This is a genomic window from Pseudarthrobacter sp. SSS035, from assembly GCF_023273875.1.
Classification (GTDB): Bacteria; Actinomycetota; Actinomycetes; order Actinomycetales; family Micrococcaceae; genus Arthrobacter.
In genome coordinates, this window is record NZ_CP096882.1 from 2,800,970 (window position 1) to 2,818,806 (window position 17,837).

Below are 17,837 nucleotides of genomic sequence, written 5' to 3' on the forward strand. Positions count from 1 at the left end.
CCTTTATATGTTGCGGTGACATGGAGCAGGCGGCGGGCTTAGCCCATGCGGCCGCGCGTCTCGGGAACCTTGGTGAACAGCACCAGAAGGAGCACGACGGCGGCAGCGGCGGCCATGTAGAAGCCGGGGGCGTGCGGCACTCCGGTGCCGCCGACGAGGGCCGTGCCGATGAACGGTGCCGTGCCGCCGAAGAGCGCGTAGGCGCCGTTGTAGCTGATCGCCGCCGAGGTGAAGCGCGTCCGGGTCGTGAAGATTTCGACAAAGAAGGTGTAGCAGCCGCCGCCGTAGATGCACAGCGCCACCACGAAGACTGCCTGTCCCAGGAGGGCGAGGGGAAGGCTGCCGCTGGTCACAAGCATGAAGCTCGGCACTGAAAGCAATGCCAGGGCGGCGGAACCGGCAATGAGCATTGGTTTGCGGCCGAAGCGGTCGCCGATCCGGCCACCGATGGGAAGCAGGACAGCGTAAAGGGCGAGGGCGGCGGCGTTGACCAGGAGTGATTGCTCGCGGCTCAAGTGGCCCGTGGTCTGCACGTAGGACACGAAATAGGCCGAGAGGAAATAGAAGCCCATCGCGGTGAGACCCATGACGAAGATGACCTGCACCATGCGGAGCCTGTTTTCGCGGAAAGCCTCACGGACCGGGCTGAATTCCTTCGTCCGGGACGCCTTGGCCTCGTTGAACGCGTCGCTTTCCACCGTGCGGCTGCGGATCCAAACACCGAAGAGGGCCAGTGGCAGTGCCAGCAGGAATGGCAGCCGCCAGCCCCACGCCATGAAGGATTCGTTGGGCATCGACTGGCTGAGAATCAGGATCATCGACCCGGCAACCACCGACGGCAGCGCGGTGGCGGCGATGGTGATGTTGAGCCAGAACCCGCGGCTTTTGACGGGGGCATGCTCGAAGACGAACGATGGCGCTCCCACGGACTCGCCGCCCGCGGAAAATCCCTGGACGAGGCGGCAAAGGACCAGCAGGACAGGTGCCCAGGCGCCGATCTGGCCGTAGGTCGGGAGCAGCCCCATCAGTGCGGTGGCGCCGCCGATGGCGATGAGGGTGATAGTCAGGACGCGCCGTCGGCCGATCCGGTCACCCAGAGCTCCGAAGAACAGCCCGCCGATGGGGCGAACCACGAAGGCGACGCCGAAGGTGGCGAAGGTGGCGAGCATGGCGGTGACAGGATTGCTGCCCGGGAAGAACAGTTGCGAGAAGATGACGGCGGTGAGGCCGTAAAGTGTGAAGTCGTAGAACTCGATGAACTGGCCGATGCTGCCGCCGGCCAGGACCCGCTTCTGCATCTTGGTGATGCGGGGGGTTCCGGGCAGGGAAGCGTCCTGGTCCAGGGTCGTAGTCGTCGAGGTGGTTCCGGGGTCCGGTGACTGGTCCTTGAGGTCGTTGATCGTCATGACAGCCACGCTGAGTTGTTACGGCCGTGGGAAATGAACTCTGCGGACATAACCGCGGTGTTGCGGGCATGCCTGTGTCCGGACATGCTTCGGACACGTTGGGGGTTAATCGGAACCATTGAATCTCCTTTGATCAACATGGTTGTCGCGCTTCGGGATGCGGCCAAGGCCGTCACTGCGGGATTGTCGCCGGACGGTCTCCGGCACCACCGCGCTGCACCCAACTGTGTGTGATCCGCTTCACATCTGTCCAATTGATAGTTTTTGGCGAACCAATAGATTTTATCAATGCCAAATGTGCCGGGACTTTCCTGCCCGCCGCGCGGCTAGTGTCGCGCCGCTCCGTAGAGGCGGATACACGTCTCCTCAAAGGCGAGGGCCCTGCGCGTGGGCTGGACACCCTCCGGCCGGACCAACATCACCTCGATCGGCGGAAAATCGTCCGACAGAGCGAGAGCCACCACCCGGCCCCCGGAGTACGTCAGGTCACTGTGGAGTCTCTGGTTGAGCATGGCGTAGCCGTGCCCCTTCGCCACAAAGGAGCGGACCGTTTCATAACCAGCGAAGCGGTGCCGGACATTGGGTACCACCCCTGCGATTGCATAGAGCTGCTCGTAGTATTCCCGGCTGTGCGGAAGGTCCAGCACCACCGAGGGTTCGCCGTCGAGATCCTTCAGCGCGATGGTCCGCCCGGGGCGGGACGCCGCAGGATGCTCGGCATGGACCAGCACATGTGGCGGCACCCGCTCCAGCACCGTGCGGGTGAACCCCCGGCCCAGGCCGAGACCGTACATCAGCGCCACGTCGCACTGCCCCTCCAGGAGGGCCGTCTGCAGGCTCGCCAGGTCGGCTTCGAGGAAGGAGACTGCAACACCGGGGTGCTGAACTTCGAAGGTCTGAAGGATTGCCGGCAGCCTGAACGGCGCCAGTGGCGCAAATACCCCCACCTTGAGCTCGCCGACAAGGCTCGTCGCAAGCCCCCGCGCCGACTCGTACAGGGAATCGGCGTGTTCCAGCAACACCTTGATGTCCTGGGCGAACTGCCGGCCTGACGCCGTCAGCCGCAGACCACGCGTCCTGAGCCGCACGAACAGCTGTGTGGACAGGCTGGCTTCCAGCTGGGCCATCGCCGTGGACAGGGCGGACTGGGTCAGCAGCAGCCGTTCGGCCGCCGCCGTCATGTTCTCGAGCTCTGCCACCACCGCGAAATACCGCAGTTGGGTCAGGGTAAAGGGTTTCGCCATTCGTCAATGCTCGCATTCTGCGCAGATCCGCGCGGTCACAAGGTTCGGAGCCGGTGCAGAAGGAGGGCGACGTGCAACGAGGTCCGGGATTCCGCGTCGTCGAGGTCCACGGCGAGGAGTTCCTCGAGCCGGCCCAGCCTGGCGTAGAGCGTCGGCCGGCTGAGGTAGCCGCTGCGGGCGAGGGCGGCTTTGTTGCCGCCAAGCTCAAGGTACTGCCCGAGCAGTTCCAAGTAGCCGCCCGCGCCCCTGGCTTCGGCGTGCAGGACGCCGGCCAGCTCGGACTCGACGAACTGCTGAACGCGCGGATCCTTGCGCAGCAGGGCCAACAGTCCCCGCAGGCGGACGTCGGTGGCACGGTAGAAGGGCTTGCGATCACCCGACAGGGTCGCGGCCGTTTCGGCCACGTGGGAGGCCTCGTCAATGCCCGCCGCCGCCTCAAGCAGGGAGCCCTGCAGACGCCCGACGCCGATGCTCCACGCCACCTCCGTGTGGCTGCCGGACCCGTTTCCGTCCATGGACGGGCCGGGCGGACCGGACTCCGGACTGTCCCCCGCGAGAGCATGGGCGAGGCGCTGCAGCGTCGAGTCTTCGAGTTGCTTCGCCGGGATTGCCAGGATCATGCCGACCGAGCCTGACCGGATACTCGCGGTCAGGGCGGTACCCGAAACGGACTTGAGGGCCCGGGCGAGATGCTCGAGCAGCGCACGCTCCTCCTGCTGCCCGGCGAGTGGGTCGCCGGCCGGATCCGCTTCTTCCGGCGAGGCACCAGAAGCTGATCCGCCGCTCCGGAACACTATCGGCACGTAGAAGGGTGAGCGTCTGAGGCCCAGTGCGGCGGCGCGGGCCTGCGCTTCGCCCTCGCTCAGCCCGCGGGGCTGACGCAAGGCATTCAGGAGCCCGGCCTGCGCCTGATGGCTCAGCTCGCGCCGGTCCCGTTCAGCCAGGCGGTTGATGGCCAGCGTCTGGGCGGCGCGTTCCAGCACCATGGCCGCCGCTTCGTCGTCCTCCAGTGCCACCGGCACCACCAGCCGGCCCCACAGTTGCCGCCGCACTCCGACCGGCGTCTGCAGCCACGCCTCCGGACCGGTCCGGGACGTGGCCGACGGGGACGGCGTGGTCCGCGACCGCCGCTCCCAGTCGGCGAGCAGTTCGGTAGTACGGAGTTGCCGGGACGAATAGGCGAGGACAAGATGCGAAAGGTCCTCCAGGACCACCGGAGCGCCGATCATGGCGGCGGCCTGTTCCACGACTTCCTGGGTCCCGGCGCTTTCCAGGCTCAGCACCGTGAAAGCTTCGTGCACGTCGCGGGCCCGTTCCACCCGTTGCAGCTGCTCGGCAACGATCATCCGGTGCACGATCTCCGTGATCTCCACGAAACGCACCCGCCGTTCCACCACGATCACGGGCAGAGCACTGCGCAGCGCCGACATGCGCAGGGCGTCCAGGCTGCGCTGCCGGTTTCCGATGACTTCCACGATCAGGCCGGAGACTGCCGCGTCCTCCAAGGACTGGATGAACGACGCCGTCTGGTTGGGGTTCTTTTCCAGTTCCAGGCCCGTCGTGAGCACAAGCTCTCCGCCGGACAGCAGTCCGGAAATGTCGAGCACTTCGGTCACGTGGACCCAGCGTACGGGGGTGTCCAGGCCGCTGGTAGCGCCCAGAAGCTGCGGACTGGCCTCCCGCAGCACGGGGAGCTCAAGGATGGAGCGGACGGTGGGAAGCATTTACAAAGTGTAAGGCAGTATGCCATTTCCTTTACAGGCCGCAGCTTACGTCAGGCCTCGGCGGCAGACACACTGGACGCAACACACACGGCAACCACCCCTTTTCTGAACAACAAGGAGAACCCTTGAACACCATCGAGCACTGGATCAACGGCAGCTACGTCCCCGCCGGCGGGCGCACCGCCCCCGTCACCAACCCGGCGACGGGCAAGGTCACCGCCCAGGTCGCCCTGGCCAGCATGGAAGACGGCAGCGCCGCCGTCGCGGCCGCCAAGGCTGCCTTCCCGGCCTGGCGGGACACCTCCCTGGCCCGCCGCGTTCAGATCATGTTCGCCTTCCGCGAGCTGCTGAACGCACGCAAGGACGAGCTCGCCGCCATCATCACCTCGGAGCACGGCAAGGTCCTGGACGACGCCATGGGCGAAGTTACCCGCGGCCAGGAAGTGGTGGAATTCGCCTGCGGCATCCCGCACCTGATCAAGGGCAGCTACACGGAGAACGCCTCCACCAAGGTGGACATCCACTCCATCCGCCAGGCCCTGGGCCCGGTGGCCATCATCAGCCCTTTCAATTTCCCGGCCATGGTGCCCATGTGGTTCTTCCCCATCGCCATCGCCGCCGGCAACACCGTGATCATCAAGCCCAGCGAAAAGGTCCCCACGGCCGCCAACTGGATGGCCGAGCTGTGGAAGGAAGCCGGCCTGCCGGACGGCGTCTTCAACGTCCTTCAGGGCGACAAGGTCGCCGTCGACACCCTGCTCACCCACCCCGACGTCAAGGCCGTCTCCTTCGTCGGCTCCACTCCCATCGCCAAGTACGTCTACGAGACCGCCACGGCCAACGGCAAGCGCGTCCAGGCCCTGGGCGGCGCCAAGAACCACATGATCGTGCTGCCCGACGCCGATCTGAACCTCGCCGCCGATGCCGCCATCAACGCCGGCTTCGGTTCCGCCGGTGAGCGCTGCATGGCCATCTCCGCCCTGCTCGCCGTGGGGGACATCGCCGACGAGCTCGTGGCCAAGATCGCCGAGCGCGCCCGGGGACTCCGCACTGGCGACGGCCTTCGCGGCTGCGACATGGGCCCGCTGGTCACCTCCCAGCACCGCGACAAGGTGGCAGGCTACGTCGACGCCGGCGAAGCTGCGGGTGCCACCCTCGTCGTCGACGGCCGCACCATTGCGCCCGACGCCGAAGGCGACGGCTACTTCCTCGGCCCCACGCTGTTTGACAACGTCACCACCGACATGACCATTTACCGCGACGAAATCTTCGGCCCCGTCCTCTCCGTGGTCCGCGTGGACAGCTACGACGATGCCCTCGCCACCATCAACGCCAACCCATACGGGAACGGCACCGCAATCTTCACCAACGACGGCGGAGCGGCCCGCCGCTTCGAGAACGAGGTCGAGGTCGGCATGGTGGGCATCAACGTCCCCGTCCCCGTCCCCATGGCCTACTACTCCTTTGGCGGCTGGAAGAACTCGCTGTTCGGAGACACCCACGCGCACGGCGCCGAGGGCGTCGGCTTCTTCACCCGGGGCAAAGCCGTCACCACCCGCTGGTTGGATCCGAGCCACGGCGGCATCAACCTCGGCTTCCCGCAGAACGCCTGATCCGCGCCATTCGAACAGGAGACAGTGACATGATTTCCACCATAGACAGCGTGCTCCTTCCCGAACGGACCGAGCCGCACCCCGCCGTCGACACCGCCGCGGCCCGGCGGGCCTACGAGCTGGACCGCAAGCACGTTTTCCACTCCTGGTCCGCCCAGGAACTGCTGGACCCGATGGTCATCTCGGCTGCTGAGGGTTCGTACGTGTGGGACGGAGAGGGCACCCGGTACCTCGACTTCTCCTCACAGCTGGTCAACACGAACATCGGCCACCAGCACCCTGCCGTGGTTGCGGCCATAGCCGCCCAGGCGGCCAAGCTGTGCACCATCGCCCCGAGCTACGCCAACGAGGCCCGCTCCGAGGCGGCACGGCTGATCGCCGAGCGCACCCCGGGCGAGCTGAACAAAATCTTCTTCACCAACGGAGGCGCCGATGCCAACGAGCACGCCGTGCGCATGGCCCGGCTGCACACCGGCCGGCAGAAGGTCCTCTCGGCATACCGCTCCTACCACGGCGGCACGCAGCTGGCCGTCAACATCACGGGCGACCCGCGCCGATGGGCCAATGACACCGCCAGCACCGGCACGGTGCATTTCTTCCCGCCGTACCTGTACCGCACGGCCTTCCACTCCACCACGGAAGCGGAGGAGAGCCAGCGCGCCCTGCAGCACCTCGAACAGCTCATCGTGCTCGAAGGGGCCGCGACCATCGCGGCCCTGATGCTGGAGAGCATCCCAGGCTCGGCCGGCATCTACGTGCCTCCCGCCGGGTACATGCAGGGGGTGCGGGAACTATGCACCAAGTACGGCATCATGTTCATCGCGGACGAGGTCATGGCCGGCTTCGGCCGCACCGGCAAGTGGTTCGCCGTGGAGCACTTCGACGTCGTCCCGGATCTGCTGACCTTCGCCAAGGGCGTCAACTCCGGTTACGTTCCCTTGGGCGGCGTGGCGATCAGCCCGGAAATCGCGGCGACGTTCGCCACCAAGCCCTACCCGGGCGGCCTGACGTATTCGGGCCACCCGCTGGCCACCGCGGCAGCCGTTGCCACCATCAACGCGATGGAAAAGGAAGGCATCGTGGACCATGCAGCCGCCCTGGGCGACGACATCATCGGCCCGGCGTTGGCCGGTTTCGCCGCACGGCACAAGTCCGTGGGCGAAGTCCGCGGCACGGGTGTCTTCTGGGCCATTGAACTGGTCAAGGACCGTGCGACGCGCGAGCCGCTGGCCCCGTACGGTGCCTCCAGCCCGGAGATGAACCAGCTCATTGCCGCCTGCAAGTCCCGCGGCCTGATCCCGTTCGCGAATTTCAACCGCATCCACGTGGTCCCGCCATGCAACATCAGCGTGGAGGACCTGGTGGCCGGCCTCGCGATCCTGGACGAAGTGCTGGACATCGCAGACACCTTCGCTGTCTGAGAAACCGTATGCCGGGACCTGTGCCGATCTGACCTGAACATCGTGTTAAACGCGAAAGCGCCGGCGTCCGCAGCAGGAAAATGGGGGAAAACCTGCTGCGGACCACCGGCGCCTCGGGCAAACATCCCCATGCTTGCCGCATCACTCGCACCCTCAATGAGGTAATAACTACGTTAGGCGGCGAAGTTGTGTGCAAGCTGCAGCGAACATGGGAGTCGGCTGTGAATCGGTTTCGGCGGGTTCCCGCTTTTTCCGATTCGTTTCCATTTCTGCAGCGGCCCACCCGAACTGCAATGATGGAAGCATGAGCAACCGAATCGCCTTCCTGGGCTGTGGATCCATGAACGAAGCCATCCTGTCCGGCCTGCTGGGCGGGGGAACCGACCCCGCCGACGTCGTGGCCACAGTCAGGCGTGCTGAACGCGCTGCGGAACTGGCCATGCGTCATCACGGCATCACGGCCATCGCCGGCGAAGAGGAACCGGACAACAACAAGCAGGCGGCCAAGGGCTCCGCCGTCGTAATCCTTGGCGTCAAACCGGTGGGCATCGTCGACTTGGCGCGCGAGATCAGCCGTTCCCTGTCCCCGAACGCCATCGTTGTCAGCGTGGCCGCAGCCGTCTCTCTGGCGCAACTGGAAGCCGCGCTGCCTCCCGGACAGCCGGTGATCCGCGCTATGCCGAACACCCCTGCCAAGCTGGGCCGCGGCGTCGTGTCCGTCTCACCCGGAACCAACTGCACGCCGGAACAGCTCCAGACCGTCAAGGACATCCTTCGGGCCACTGGCACCGTGGTGGAGGTGCGCGAGGATCAGGTGGATGCGTTGTCGGCCATCAGCGGCTCGGGTCCCGCCTACGCGTTCTACCTGGCCGAGGCTATGGCAGCTGCCGGCGTCGAGCTGGGCCTGGATCCCGAGTTGTCGCTGCTCCTGGCACGGGAGACGGTCGCAGGCGCGGGCTTTATGCTTGCCGAGCCGGGCGCCGATCCCTCGGCCCTGCGCAAGGGAGTGACCAGCCCCAACGGCACCACGGAACGGGCCATCGCCACCTTCGACGACCGGGGCATACCGGCCATCATCGCCGCCGGCGCCCGCGCCGCAGCAGACCGCTCCGCGGAGATCACCAGGCAGCTCGGTTAGTCCCCACCCGCTCCCTAACCTCGCAAGCTCGGCCAGGGAACCCGGCGGGCGTGGGCCCACCCGTGCCTAAGGCCGGGCGGCGAACCGTTCCAGCAGGTCCACGTGCCCGGACACGATCAGCATGTCGCGGGCGGACACCTTGGTTTCAGGGCGGGCGTAGGTGAAGTCCTCGCCGGGAGACTTCACGCCCACGATGGTCACGCCGTACTTGGACCGCACCTTGGACTCATCCAGTGTGAAGCCCACCGTCTCGCGCGGCGGGTACATTTTCACGATGGCGAAATCGTCGTCGAACTCGATGAAGTCCAGCATGCGGCCGGAGACCAGGTGCGCGGCGCGGACGCCGGCGTCAGCCTCGGGGTAGATCACGTGGTTCGCGCCGATCCGGGTGAGGATCTTGCCGTGTGATGGCGTGATGGCCTTGACCCAGAGGTGCTCGATGCCCAGGTCCACCAGGTTCACAGTGATCAGCACGGAGGACTCGATCGAGGTGCCCACCCCACAAACGGCGGAGCTGAACTCCTGAGCGCCGAGCTGGCGCAGCGCATCAATGTTGGTGGCGTCGGCCTCCACGACGTGGGTGAGGAGCGGCGCCCACTTCTGGACCAGGGACCGGTCGCGCTCGATTGCGAGCACCTCGCGGCCCTGTTTCACGAGCTGTTCGGCGGTGGACGAGCCGAAGCGGCCCAGCCCGATCACCAAGACCGGCGCGTTGTGGGCGGGGCGGTTGGGGGCGCCTGAGGAATTAGCCAATGATGGGCCTCTCTTCCGGGTAGTGGAACAGCTGGCTGCGCTGGCGCAGTGCCAGCCCAGCGGCAAGGGTGACGGTGCCGACGCGGCCCGCGAACATCAGGGCAGTCAGGACATAAACGCCCGACGGCGGCAGCTCGGCGCTGAGGTTCGTGCTCAGCCCCACGGTGGCGAAGGCGGAAATTGTCTCGAACAGCACTCGGTCCAGGGACGCGCCGCTGATCTGCAGCAGCAGGAAGGCTGAGACGGAGACCAGGGTGGCGCCGGCCACGATCACTGAGATGGCCACCCGCATGGTCCCCTGCGGGATGGTCCGGCCGTAGACCTTCACGTCGGAGTCGCCGCGGGCCTCCGCGACGATGGCGAGGAACATGACGGCGATGGTGGTCACCTTGATGCCGCCCGCCGTCGACGCCGAACCGCCGCCGGCGAACATGAGTGCGTCGGTGAGCAGCATGGTGGTGGATTCCATCTGGTTCTGGTCCACCAGGTTGAACCCGCCCGAGCGGGTCATGACGGAGGCGAAAAGCGAGTGGGTGATCTTGTCGCCGAGGTCCATGTGGCCGATGGTCCGCATGTTGTCCCACTCCATCAGTCCCCACAGCACCGTGCCGGCGGCCAGCAGGATGAAGGACACCTGGATGGTGAGCTTGGTGTGCAGGTTCCACTTTTTCCAGTTGAGCCCGTTCTGCTGAAGGACCATAACCACGGGAAAACCCAGGCTGCCCAGGAACACACCGAGCATCAGCGGGATGAGGATCCAGAGATCGGTCTCGTAGGGAACAATGCCGTCCGAATGCGGGGTGAAGCCGGCGTTATTAAAGGCCGAGATCGAGTAGAAAACGCCGTGCCACACCGACTGCCAGAAGGGCTCACCCAACGTCATAAACCGGGGGATCAGCGCCAGCGCCAGGACGCCCTCGATCACCACGGACGTCACGATGACGATCCGCAGCAGCGTACCCACTTCACCGAGCCGGCCGGCGTTGTTCATGGCCTCCTGCGCGATCAGCTTGCCGCGGACGCCAAGCTTCTTGCTCACCATGAGGGCCAGCAGCGACGCGAGCGTCAGCGTGCCCAAGCCGCCCACGAAGATGCCGATCAGGATGACCAGCTGGCCAAAGAATGACCAGTGCACCGCCGTCGAAACAACCGTCAGGCCGGTCACACAGACCGCCGATACCGCCGTGAACATCGCCTGGTGTATCGGAGTGGCTGTGCCCGTGGCGGAGGAGACGGGCAGCGAGAGGACGAACGTAAAGACCAGGCAGACCGCCCCGAAGGCGCTCAGGGCAAGCCGGGCGGGCGACGTATTGGCAATATCGTCAACGAAGTCGCGCACGCGCGTGAAGATCCAGAGACCTTCGCGCTCCGGTGCGGCGGGGTGCCAGCTGGCCGGGTTCCGGGGCCTCGACTGGCGTTGCGTCATGGGGGCTTTTCCTCGGTTGAAACTGTTTCCTCCAGTAGTAAACCACTAATGCCCGCGTAATGGCCGGGCCGGGGCAGTGGCGTCCTCCGGTAGCCTGTCATTGATGACATTCCTGCCCGGTCTCAGCCAGCCAGCGCCACCAACGATGGTGGTGTGGAATTCGGCCATGACGGCCTACAACTTTGGTCTCGGCCACCCCATGGCTCCGGCACGGCTGGACCTGACGGCCCGGCTTTCCCGCAGCCTCGGCCTGCTGGACCTGGCGCACGTGTCCGTGGAGGCTCCGGAGGTTGCGTCCGATGCCGAACTGGAAACCGTGCACTCGCCTGAGTTTGTGGCTGCGGTCCGCAGGGTCAGCGACGACCCGGCCTCGCCGGATGAAGCCCGCGGACTGGGCACCGACGACGACCCGGCCTTCGCTGGCATGCACGACGCCGCCGCGAGGCTCGCCGGCGGATCGCTGGCCGCCGCGTCCGCCATCCTGGACGGTTCCGCGCTCCACGCCGTGAACTTCGGCGGGGGCCTGCACCATGCTGCCCGTGACCGCGCCAGCGGCTTCTGCATCTACAACGACTCCGCCCTGGCCGTCCAGAGACTGCTCGACGGCGGCATCAGCCGCGTGGCGTACATCGACGTCGATGCGCACCATGGGGACGGGACGGAAAGCATCTTCTGGGACGACCCCCGGGTCCTGACCATTTCGCTGCATGAAAGCGGACTCACACTTTTCCCCGGGACCGGTTTCGCGAACGAGATCGGCGGTCCGCAGGCTGAGGGCAGCGCCGTCAATGTTGCCCTGCCGTCGGGCACCGGCGACGCCGGCTGGCTGCGGGCATTCCACGCCGTGGTGCCGCAGCTCGTGGGCGCTTTCCAGCCCGAAGTCATCGTCAGCCAGCACGGCTGCGACTCACACCGCCTCGACCCGTTGGCCCACCTGAACATCAGCGTGGACGGCCAGCGCGAGGCAGCCACCGCCGTCGGGAATCTCGCTGCCCGGCACTGTGAGGGCCGCTGGATCGCCACGGGCGGCGGCGGGTACAGCGTCACCGACGTTGTGCCGCGCTCCTGGAGCCACCTTATCGCCATCGCCGCCGGGCGCCCCGTTCCGCTCCAGACCCCGGTGCCGGAGGATTGGCGCACGTATGTTTCGGACAAGTTCGGCATGGACACCCCTGGCCTGATGGGCGACGATGTGGAGCTCTGGTGGCGGTCCTGGGAAGTGGGCTTTGACCCCAACGACGCCGTCGACCGCACCGTGATGGCCACCCGCAAAGCCGTTTTCCCGCTGCACGGACTTGATCCCTGGTTCGACTGATCCTTCTTCGACCCACGCGGGGCGGTCACGGGCGAAATAGTTGATGCCTGGCGGCGTATATGTCGCTAGGGTGGGAGGCATGGTGACAGACGACGTATTTGCCGTCATTGCGGAAGCAACCCGGCGCGACATTTTGGTATCCCTGCGCGCCGGGGACAAGGCAGTGGGTGAGCTGGTGGAAGAACTCTCCGCAAGCCAGCCCACCATTTCCAAGCACCTGAAAGTCCTCCGCGAGGCACAGCTGGTCAGCATGCGGGCGCAGGGCCAAAAGCGCTATTACGCGCTGAACGCCAAACCGCTTGAGGGGATCGTCAGCTGGCTGGAGACGTTCGACGTCGGCCCGGCGGCCGCCGTCGCCAAGTCACCACGCGCGGAGGCGGACGCCGGCACGGAGCGGCCCGTGGCTACTCCGCTGTCGGACAACGTGGCCGCTGCCGCCGTCCTTGAGCGCCCGGGCGCCGAACTGAGCCCCGCCGTCGTGATTCCCGGCGGCACGGTGGCCCCGCTCAGCGACGACACAGTGCCGCAGCAGATCGGCCGCACTGTGGGCCGCGCCGCCACCAAGGCCGCGGACCTGCTGGCCAACCTCCCGAATCTCCCCAAGTTCGGCCGCAAAAAGTAGACCACCCACCGGTGATCGAGCCTGTCGAGATCCAGGTTTCGCTCCCCAGCCGCTCCCTCACCTCGCAAGCTCGGTCAGGGGACCCTGCGGCCGTGGGCCCGGCTCAACCACCGCACGTGCGCTACTTGTTCAGCAGGCGCACGTGGTCCGGGGTCAGCTCGGAGATCTTGCTGACGCCCAGCAGTGCCATGGTGCGGGCCATGTCCTTCTCGAGGATCTGCAGGGTGCGGTCCACGCCGGCGCGGCCGCCGGCCATCAAACCGTAGAGGTATGCGCGGCCGATGAGCGTGAAGTCGGCGCCCAGGGCCAGCGCCGCGATGATGTCCGCGCCGCTCATGATGCCGGTGTCCAGCATGATGGCCGCGTCCGAGTTGTCCTTGGTGAAGGCTTCCTTGACGCCGGGCAGCAGGTGGAACGGGATGGGCGCGCGGTCCAGCTGGCGGCCGCCGTGGTTGGACAGCACCACGCCGTCGGCGCCGTGGTCCACCACCTTGCGGGCGTCCTCCACGGTCTGGATGCCCTTAACCACGAGCTTGCCCTTCCAGGTTTCACGCAGCCAGTCCAGGTCCTCGAACGTCAGGGTTGGGTCGAACATCGAGTTGATGAGGTCGGCCACGGTGCCGGTGTAGCGGGACAGCGAGGCGAAGGTCAGCGGCTCGTGCGTGAGGAAGTTGAACCACCAGGCGGGGCGGTAGGAAGCGTCCAGCACGGTCTTGATGGTCAGTGCCGGCGGGATGGTCATGCCGTTGCGGACGTCGCGCAGGCGGGCGCCGGCGACGGCGGTGTCCACCGTGACCATGAGCGTATCGTTGCCGGCCTTGGCGGCGCGCTCGATCAGTTCCAGCGAGCGGTCGCGGTCAGTCCACAGGTACAGCTGGAACCAGTTGCGGCCGTTCGGGGCGGCGGCGGCCACGTCCTCCATGGACGCGGTGCCCATGGTGGAAAGGGTGTACGGAATGCCTGCGGCCTCGGCTGCCTGCGAACCGGCGTATTCGCCCTCGGACTGCATCATGCGGGTGAAGCCGGTGGGGGCGATGCCCACGGGAAGCCGGGATGGCTTGCCCAGGATATCGGTGCTGAGGTCGATCTTGGAGACGTTGCGCAAGATGCCGGGCCGGAACTCGATGTCCAGGAAGGCCTCGCGGGCGCGGCGCAGGGTAATCTCGCCCTCGGCAGCGCCGTCCGTGTAGTCAAACGGTGCCTGCGGTGTGCGGCGCTTGGCCATGTCCCGCAGGTCCCAGATGGTGCTGGCACGCTTGAGCCGGGCTTCCTTGCTGAACTCGGGCTTCTTGAACTGCATCAGCGGGGCCAGATCCGAGTACTTGGGGAGGCGGCGCTTCAGCGCAGCCGGCACCGCCGAAGGGCCGGCGGGGCGGGGCGCCGTGGCGGCCGGGACGTCCGTGGCATCCGGGGCCGGGGTGACCTCGGGGTTGTTCGGCTGGATGGTGTGGGTCATGGCTGCCTCCGTTGGTGGGCCTGGTGCAGGGGATCGGGCTGTGGTCTAACCACACTCTAGGCCATGTGGTCCAACCACATCAACTACGATAGCGATATGCGTACGCACCAACTTGTCCTGACCTGGATCGAAAAGCAGCTCTCCGACGGACAGCTGAGTGTGGGCGGACGCCTGCCCGCGGAACGGACGCTCGCCGAGCAGCTGGCGGTGTCCAGGACTTCGGTGCGGGAGGCCATCCGGATCCTGGAGGCCATGGGCGTGGTCCGGGCCGGGGTTGGCTCCGGCCCGGAAGCGGGGACGGTGGTGATTTCGGATCCGACGGCGGCGCTCGGCTCCGCGCTGCGGCTCCACGTTGCCACGCAGCATCTGCCCGTGTCCGACATCGTGGAAACGCGCATCCTGCTGGAGACCTGGGCGGCTGCCCGGGCCAAGCCCGACGCTCCGGAGCTGGACCTGGCCGCCACGCTCCTGGGCGAGATGGACGCCGTCGAACGCGTTGCCCGGACAGCGGATGACTTCCTGGCGCTGGACATCCGGTTCCATCTGGCCCTCGCGGGCGCCGCCGGCAATGCCGTGGTCAGCGCCATGATGGGCTCGCTGCGCGAATCCATCCAGGGCTACACGGCCCGGTTTACGGCCAATCTCCCGGACTGGGATGCCACGGCATCGCGCCTGCAGGCGGAGCACCGGGAGATTCTGGCCGCCATCAGGAACGACGACGGCGCGCGTGCGGCCGCGCTGGTGGCTGCCCACATCGAGGGGTACTACCGCGCGGGAGGGGTTGGGCGCCCGGCGGGCGGCTGACGGCGGATCGACATGGCAGTTCGCGGCAGTGTCAGCGAACAACACTGCCGCGAACTGCCATCTCGCGGAGGGAACCGGGCAACTCAGCCGTGGGCCGCAGTTCGTGGAGCCTTGGCGGGGCCGCTGCTGGCCCGGATTTCCAGGCGCGGCTGGTACCGGCTGCCTGGGGCGTCGTGGTCTTCCTTGCGGATGAGTGCCCGCAGTTCACGCCAGGCCTGGCCACCGAGCTCGGCAATGGGAACCGCCGCGGTGGTCAGAGTGGGTGTGGTGTAGCGGGCGAACGGGATGTCGTCGAAGCCGGTGACGGAGATGTCGCCCGGCACGTCAACGCCGCGCTCGTGCAGGCCGCTCATCAGGCCCATGGCCACGAGGTCGTTGAAGGCCAAGATGCCGGTGGCGCCGCTGGCCAGGACCGAGTCCACTGCCCCGTGGCCGGTATCGAAGTCCGAGCCGCCGTCGAGCATGGTGACGTCCACCTGCGGGTGCCGGGTTTTGAACGCCTCCAGGCCCTCGAGCCGGAGGCCGTTGGAGGCGCTGCCTGCCGGGCCGGCCAGGAAGGCCAGGCGTGTATGGCCGAGGCCCACCAGGTACTCGGCGAGGTCCTGGACCCCCCGCCCGTAGTCCACCACGAGGCTGGGAATCCCGGCAGCCGCCGTCGTCCGGTTGATCAGGACCAGCGGGTGCAGCGACGGCGCGATTTCCTCGAGCTCGGCGTCGCTCATGCGCGGGGCGCAGAGCACCAGGCCGTCGCAGCGCCGGCGGGCCTCGCCGGCCAGGATGGCTTCCTCGCTGGAGACTTCGAAGGAATCGGCAATCAGGACGCGGTAGCCGTCCTCCGCCGCAGCCCGGCTCAAGCCGCGCAGGATCGCCTGGAAGGTGGGGTTGGCAAGGTCCGGCACCACAATGCCGATGGTGTCCGTTTTTCCCAGCGCGAGGCTGCGACCCACGGGATTGGGCTGGTATTTGAGCTCGACGGCGGCCGCCCTCACCCGTGCCGCGATGTCCGGGTCCACGGTGAAGTTGCCGTTCATGACGCGCGAAACAGTGGCGTGCGAAACCCCTGCCTTCACGGCAACGTCCGCAATGCCGATCCTGCCGGTTGCCGATTTCCTGGCCATGGCCCTGCCTTTCGTAAGTCCCGGTCCCCGTGATTACCGGCGCCCGTGGGACAGCATACAACGCTCTCGGAAACCGGTTTCCATTCGTTCGGCGCGCCGGATGATGGCTGCGCCGCCGCAGAAACGGGCCTTTCAGCCAGAAAGCGCTTTCTCTTAGAGAGGATAAGGGTTGACGGGACCGCGCGTCTATTGATAGAAATCATGTAGCGGCACTGAGAAAACGCTTTCTCACCTGCCGCAGCGACTTCCGGACCACGGTCCATAGCAGCACGCGTTCCAAGCACTACAGTCCAGAGCACCACAGCCCAGCGCACCACCAGCGGCCGCAGCGCGGCCGAGTATTGAAGCCTTCGAAAGGGACCCTCATGGTCAACACAGCCGAATCGAGTTCTGCTACCGCTGCCTTCACGTCCGCTCCGGAGCCAGGAGCGCGCACCAAGGCCCGCATCGCCCTCATCGGCACCGGTGGCCGCTCCGAGATGTACATCCGGGCCATCTTCGGCAAGCACTCCGATACCGCGGAACTGGTGGCTTTCTCCGACGTCAACCCCGGCCGCGTGGAGTTCTACCAGAAGCTCATCCAGGAACTCGGTGCGCCCGGACCTGTCGCATCCTTTGCCCCAGCCGACCTCACCGCCTTCATCCAGGCCAACAACATCGACCGCGTTGTGGTGACCACGCCGGACTACACCCACGCGGACTACATCGTGGAGGCACTCGAGGCGGGCGCCGACGTCGTCGTCGAAAAGCCGCTCACCATCGACGCCGAAGGCTGCCGCCGCATCACCGAGGCCGTTGCAGAAACCGGCCGCAACGTGGTGGTCACCTTCAACTACCGCTACTCACCGCGCAACAGCGCCTTGAAGGAAATCATCCAGAGCGGCGTGATCGGCAAGGTCACCTCCATCGACTTCAGCTGGGTCCTGGATACCGTCCACGGCGCTGACTACTTCCGCCGCTGGCACCGCGAAAAGAAGAACTCCGGCGGCCTGCTGATCCACAAGGCATCCCACCACTTCGACCTGGTCAACTGGTGGATCAACGACGTCCCGGAGCGCGTGTTCGCTTCCGGTGGCCTCAAGTTCTATGGCGACAAGAATGCGGCCGAGCGCGGCCTGGGTCCCCGTCCGGAACGTGGAACGCCCGACGCCGGTACTCCCGCCGCCGCCGAAAAGGATCCGTTCGCGCTGGACCTGCGTGGGGATGAGCGCCTGAAGGCCCTCTTCCTGGACAACGAGCACTACGACGGCTACCGCCGTGACCAGGACGTCTTCACCGGCGGCATCACCATCGAGGACAACCTGGCACTCGTGGTGGAGTACCAGGGCGGCCCGCGCCTGAGCTACTCCCTGAACGCCCACAGCCCGTGGGAAGGCTACCGCGTGGCCGTCAACGGCACCGAAGGCCGGGCCGAACTTGAAGTGGTGGAACGCGCCGCCGTCCTCAACAGCACGGACAAAAAGACCGTGGTGGACCCGAGCGCCACCCCCATCGAGGAGGAAGACGCCGTCCGCCGCAACGGTGAACGCCTGGTGGTCCAGCGCCACTGGGAGGCAGCCTACGAGGTGCCCATCCTTAACGGCGAAGGCGGCCACGGCGGCGGCGACGACCTGCTCCTCTCCGACCTCTTTAACGGTCCCGGCGAGGACCCGCTGGGCCGTCCGTCCGGCTACCTCGACGGCCTCCGCTCCGTGTCCGTGGGCATCGCCGGCAACCTGTCGCTGGAGTCCTCCCTTCCCGTCCGCATCGAGGATCTCCACCTCGGCGCAGACCTTCGCCGCGACGCCTAGTCCGCCG

The 17,837-nt window shown here is 66.7% G+C and carries 14 protein-coding genes; 7 read left to right on the forward strand and 7 right to left on the reverse strand.

Annotated elements, in window-relative coordinates; all coding sequences use genetic code 11:
• Positions 1-38 precede the first annotated feature (38 nt).
• From MUN23_RS12940 to MUN23_RS12950, 3 genes are all read right to left on the reverse strand, one after another.
• On the reverse strand, positions 39-1,406 hold the full coding sequence (locus MUN23_RS12940; protein WP_248758743.1) for an MFS transporter: 1,368 nt from the start codon (positions 1,404-1,406) through the stop codon (positions 39-41).
• Positions 1,407-1,732: 326 nt separating this feature from the next.
• Positions 1,733-2,650 carry a LysR family transcriptional regulator gene (locus MUN23_RS12945; protein ID WP_248758745.1) on the reverse strand — a complete coding sequence of 306 codons (918 nt, stop codon included), beginning with the start codon at positions 2,648-2,650 and terminating at the stop codon, positions 1,733-1,735.
• A 35-nt stretch (positions 2,651-2,685) separates the two neighbouring features.
• Entirely contained in the window at positions 2,686-4,374 is a 1,689-nt protein-coding gene (locus tag MUN23_RS12950; RefSeq protein ID WP_248758748.1) for a PucR family transcriptional regulator, read from the reverse strand.
• 125 nt (positions 4,375-4,499) lie between these two features.
• Between MUN23_RS12950 and MUN23_RS12955 the strand changes: the two genes are divergently transcribed.
• The 3 genes from MUN23_RS12955 to proC all read left to right on the forward strand — a co-directional run bounded on the left by MUN23_RS12955 (position 4,500) and on the right by proC (position 8,546).
• On the forward strand, positions 4,500-5,987 hold the full coding sequence (locus tag MUN23_RS12955; RefSeq protein WP_248758751.1) for a CoA-acylating methylmalonate-semialdehyde dehydrogenase: 1,488 nt from the start codon (positions 4,500-4,502) through the stop codon (positions 5,985-5,987).
• Positions 5,988-6,016: 29 nt separating this feature from the next.
• Positions 6,017-7,408, forward strand: coding sequence for an aspartate aminotransferase family protein (locus MUN23_RS12960; protein WP_248758754.1), 1,392 nt, complete (start codon positions 6,017-6,019; stop codon positions 7,406-7,408).
• 304 nt (positions 7,409-7,712) lie between these two features.
• Positions 7,713-8,546 (forward strand): pyrroline-5-carboxylate reductase, encoded by an 834-nt coding sequence (gene proC, locus MUN23_RS12965; protein WP_248758757.1) that lies wholly within the window; start codon positions 7,713-7,715, stop codon positions 8,544-8,546.
• A gap of 66 nt (positions 8,547-8,612) precedes the next feature.
• Here the strand turns inward: proC and MUN23_RS12970 are convergent, their stop codons facing one another.
• Complete coding sequence (locus MUN23_RS12970; protein WP_104060499.1) at positions 8,613-9,299, reverse strand: TrkA family potassium uptake protein; 687 nt, start codon at positions 9,297-9,299, stop codon at positions 8,613-8,615.
• On the reverse strand, positions 9,292-10,725 hold the full coding sequence (locus tag MUN23_RS12975; protein WP_248758759.1) for a TrkH family potassium uptake protein: 1,434 nt from the start codon (positions 10,723-10,725) through the stop codon (positions 9,292-9,294). Before MUN23_RS12975 ends, MUN23_RS12970 begins: the two co-directional genes overlap by 8 nt.
• 103 nt (positions 10,726-10,828) lie before the next feature.
• On the opposite strand from MUN23_RS12975, the gene MUN23_RS12980 reads away from it, so the two are divergent.
• Both MUN23_RS12980 and MUN23_RS12985 read left to right on the forward strand, forming a co-directional pair.
• Positions 10,829-12,040 (forward strand): acetoin utilization protein AcuC, encoded by a 1,212-nt coding sequence (locus MUN23_RS12980; RefSeq protein WP_248758760.1) that lies wholly within the window; start codon positions 10,829-10,831, stop codon positions 12,038-12,040.
• Between the two features lie 79 nt (positions 12,041-12,119).
• On the forward strand, positions 12,120-12,662 hold the full coding sequence (locus MUN23_RS12985) for a helix-turn-helix transcriptional regulator (RefSeq protein WP_248758761.1): 543 nt from the start codon (positions 12,120-12,122) through the stop codon (positions 12,660-12,662).
• A 121-nt stretch (positions 12,663-12,783) separates the two neighbouring features.
• Here MUN23_RS12985 and MUN23_RS12990 read toward each other — a convergent pair whose 3' ends face one another.
• Positions 12,784-14,118 carry an alpha-hydroxy acid oxidase gene (locus tag MUN23_RS12990; RefSeq protein ID WP_305886563.1) on the reverse strand — a complete coding sequence of 445 codons (1,335 nt, stop codon included), beginning with the start codon at positions 14,116-14,118 and terminating at the stop codon, positions 12,784-12,786.
• Positions 14,119-14,214: 96 nt separating this feature from the next.
• Between MUN23_RS12990 and MUN23_RS12995 the strand changes: the two genes are divergently transcribed.
• Positions 14,215-14,922, forward strand: coding sequence for a FadR/GntR family transcriptional regulator (locus tag MUN23_RS12995; RefSeq protein ID WP_248758762.1), 708 nt, complete (start codon positions 14,215-14,217; stop codon positions 14,920-14,922).
• Between the two features lie 83 nt (positions 14,923-15,005).
• Here MUN23_RS12995 and MUN23_RS13000 read toward each other — a convergent pair whose 3' ends face one another.
• Complete coding sequence (locus MUN23_RS13000; RefSeq protein ID WP_248758765.1) at positions 15,006-16,040, reverse strand: LacI family DNA-binding transcriptional regulator; 1,035 nt, start codon at positions 16,038-16,040, stop codon at positions 15,006-15,008.
• Between the two features lie 365 nt (positions 16,041-16,405).
• Here MUN23_RS13000 and MUN23_RS13005 point away from each other — a divergent pair, with 365 nt between their 5' ends.
• Positions 16,406-17,830 carry a Gfo/Idh/MocA family protein gene (locus tag MUN23_RS13005; protein ID WP_248758766.1) on the forward strand — a complete coding sequence of 475 codons (1,425 nt, stop codon included), beginning with the start codon at positions 16,406-16,408 and terminating at the stop codon, positions 17,828-17,830.
• The last annotated feature ends 7 nt before the right edge of the window (positions 17,831-17,837 follow it).

What these genes read in the sequence shown, in the direction of transcription:
- MUN23_RS12990 (WP_305886563.1), bottom strand. Translation starts at nt 14,118, where the DNA reads ATGACCCACACCATCCAGCCGAACAACCCCGAGGTCACCCCGGCCCCG.
- MUN23_RS12995 (WP_248758762.1), top strand. Translation starts at nt 14,215, where the DNA reads ATGCGTACGCACCAACTTGTCCTGACCTGGATCGAAAAGCAGCTCTCC.
- MUN23_RS12945 (WP_248758745.1), bottom strand. Translation starts at nt 2,650, where the DNA reads ATGGCGAAACCCTTTACCCTGACCCAACTGCGGTATTTCGCGGTGGTG.
- MUN23_RS13005 (WP_248758766.1), top strand. Translation starts at nt 16,406, where the DNA reads ATGGTCAACACAGCCGAATCGAGTTCTGCTACCGCTGCCTTCACGTCC.
- MUN23_RS13000 (WP_248758765.1), bottom strand. Translation starts at nt 16,040, where the DNA reads ATGGCCAGGAAATCGGCAACCGGCAGGATCGGCATTGCGGACGTTGCC.
- MUN23_RS12940 (WP_248758743.1), bottom strand. Translation starts at nt 1,406, where the DNA reads ATGACGATCAACGACCTCAAGGACCAGTCACCGGACCCCGGAACCACC.
- proC (WP_248758757.1), top strand. Translation starts at nt 7,713, where the DNA reads ATGAGCAACCGAATCGCCTTCCTGGGCTGTGGATCCATGAACGAAGCC.
- MUN23_RS12960 (WP_248758754.1), top strand. Translation starts at nt 6,017, where the DNA reads ATGATTTCCACCATAGACAGCGTGCTCCTTCCCGAACGGACCGAGCCG.
- MUN23_RS12975 (WP_248758759.1), bottom strand. Translation starts at nt 10,725, where the DNA reads ATGACGCAACGCCAGTCGAGGCCCCGGAACCCGGCCAGCTGGCACCCC.
- MUN23_RS12980 (WP_248758760.1), top strand. Translation starts at nt 10,829, where the DNA reads ATGACATTCCTGCCCGGTCTCAGCCAGCCAGCGCCACCAACGATGGTG.
- MUN23_RS12950 (WP_248758748.1), bottom strand. Translation starts at nt 4,374, where the DNA reads ATGCTTCCCACCGTCCGCTCCATCCTTGAGCTCCCCGTGCTGCGGGAG.
- MUN23_RS12985 (WP_248758761.1), top strand. Translation starts at nt 12,120, where the DNA reads ATGGTGACAGACGACGTATTTGCCGTCATTGCGGAAGCAACCCGGCGC.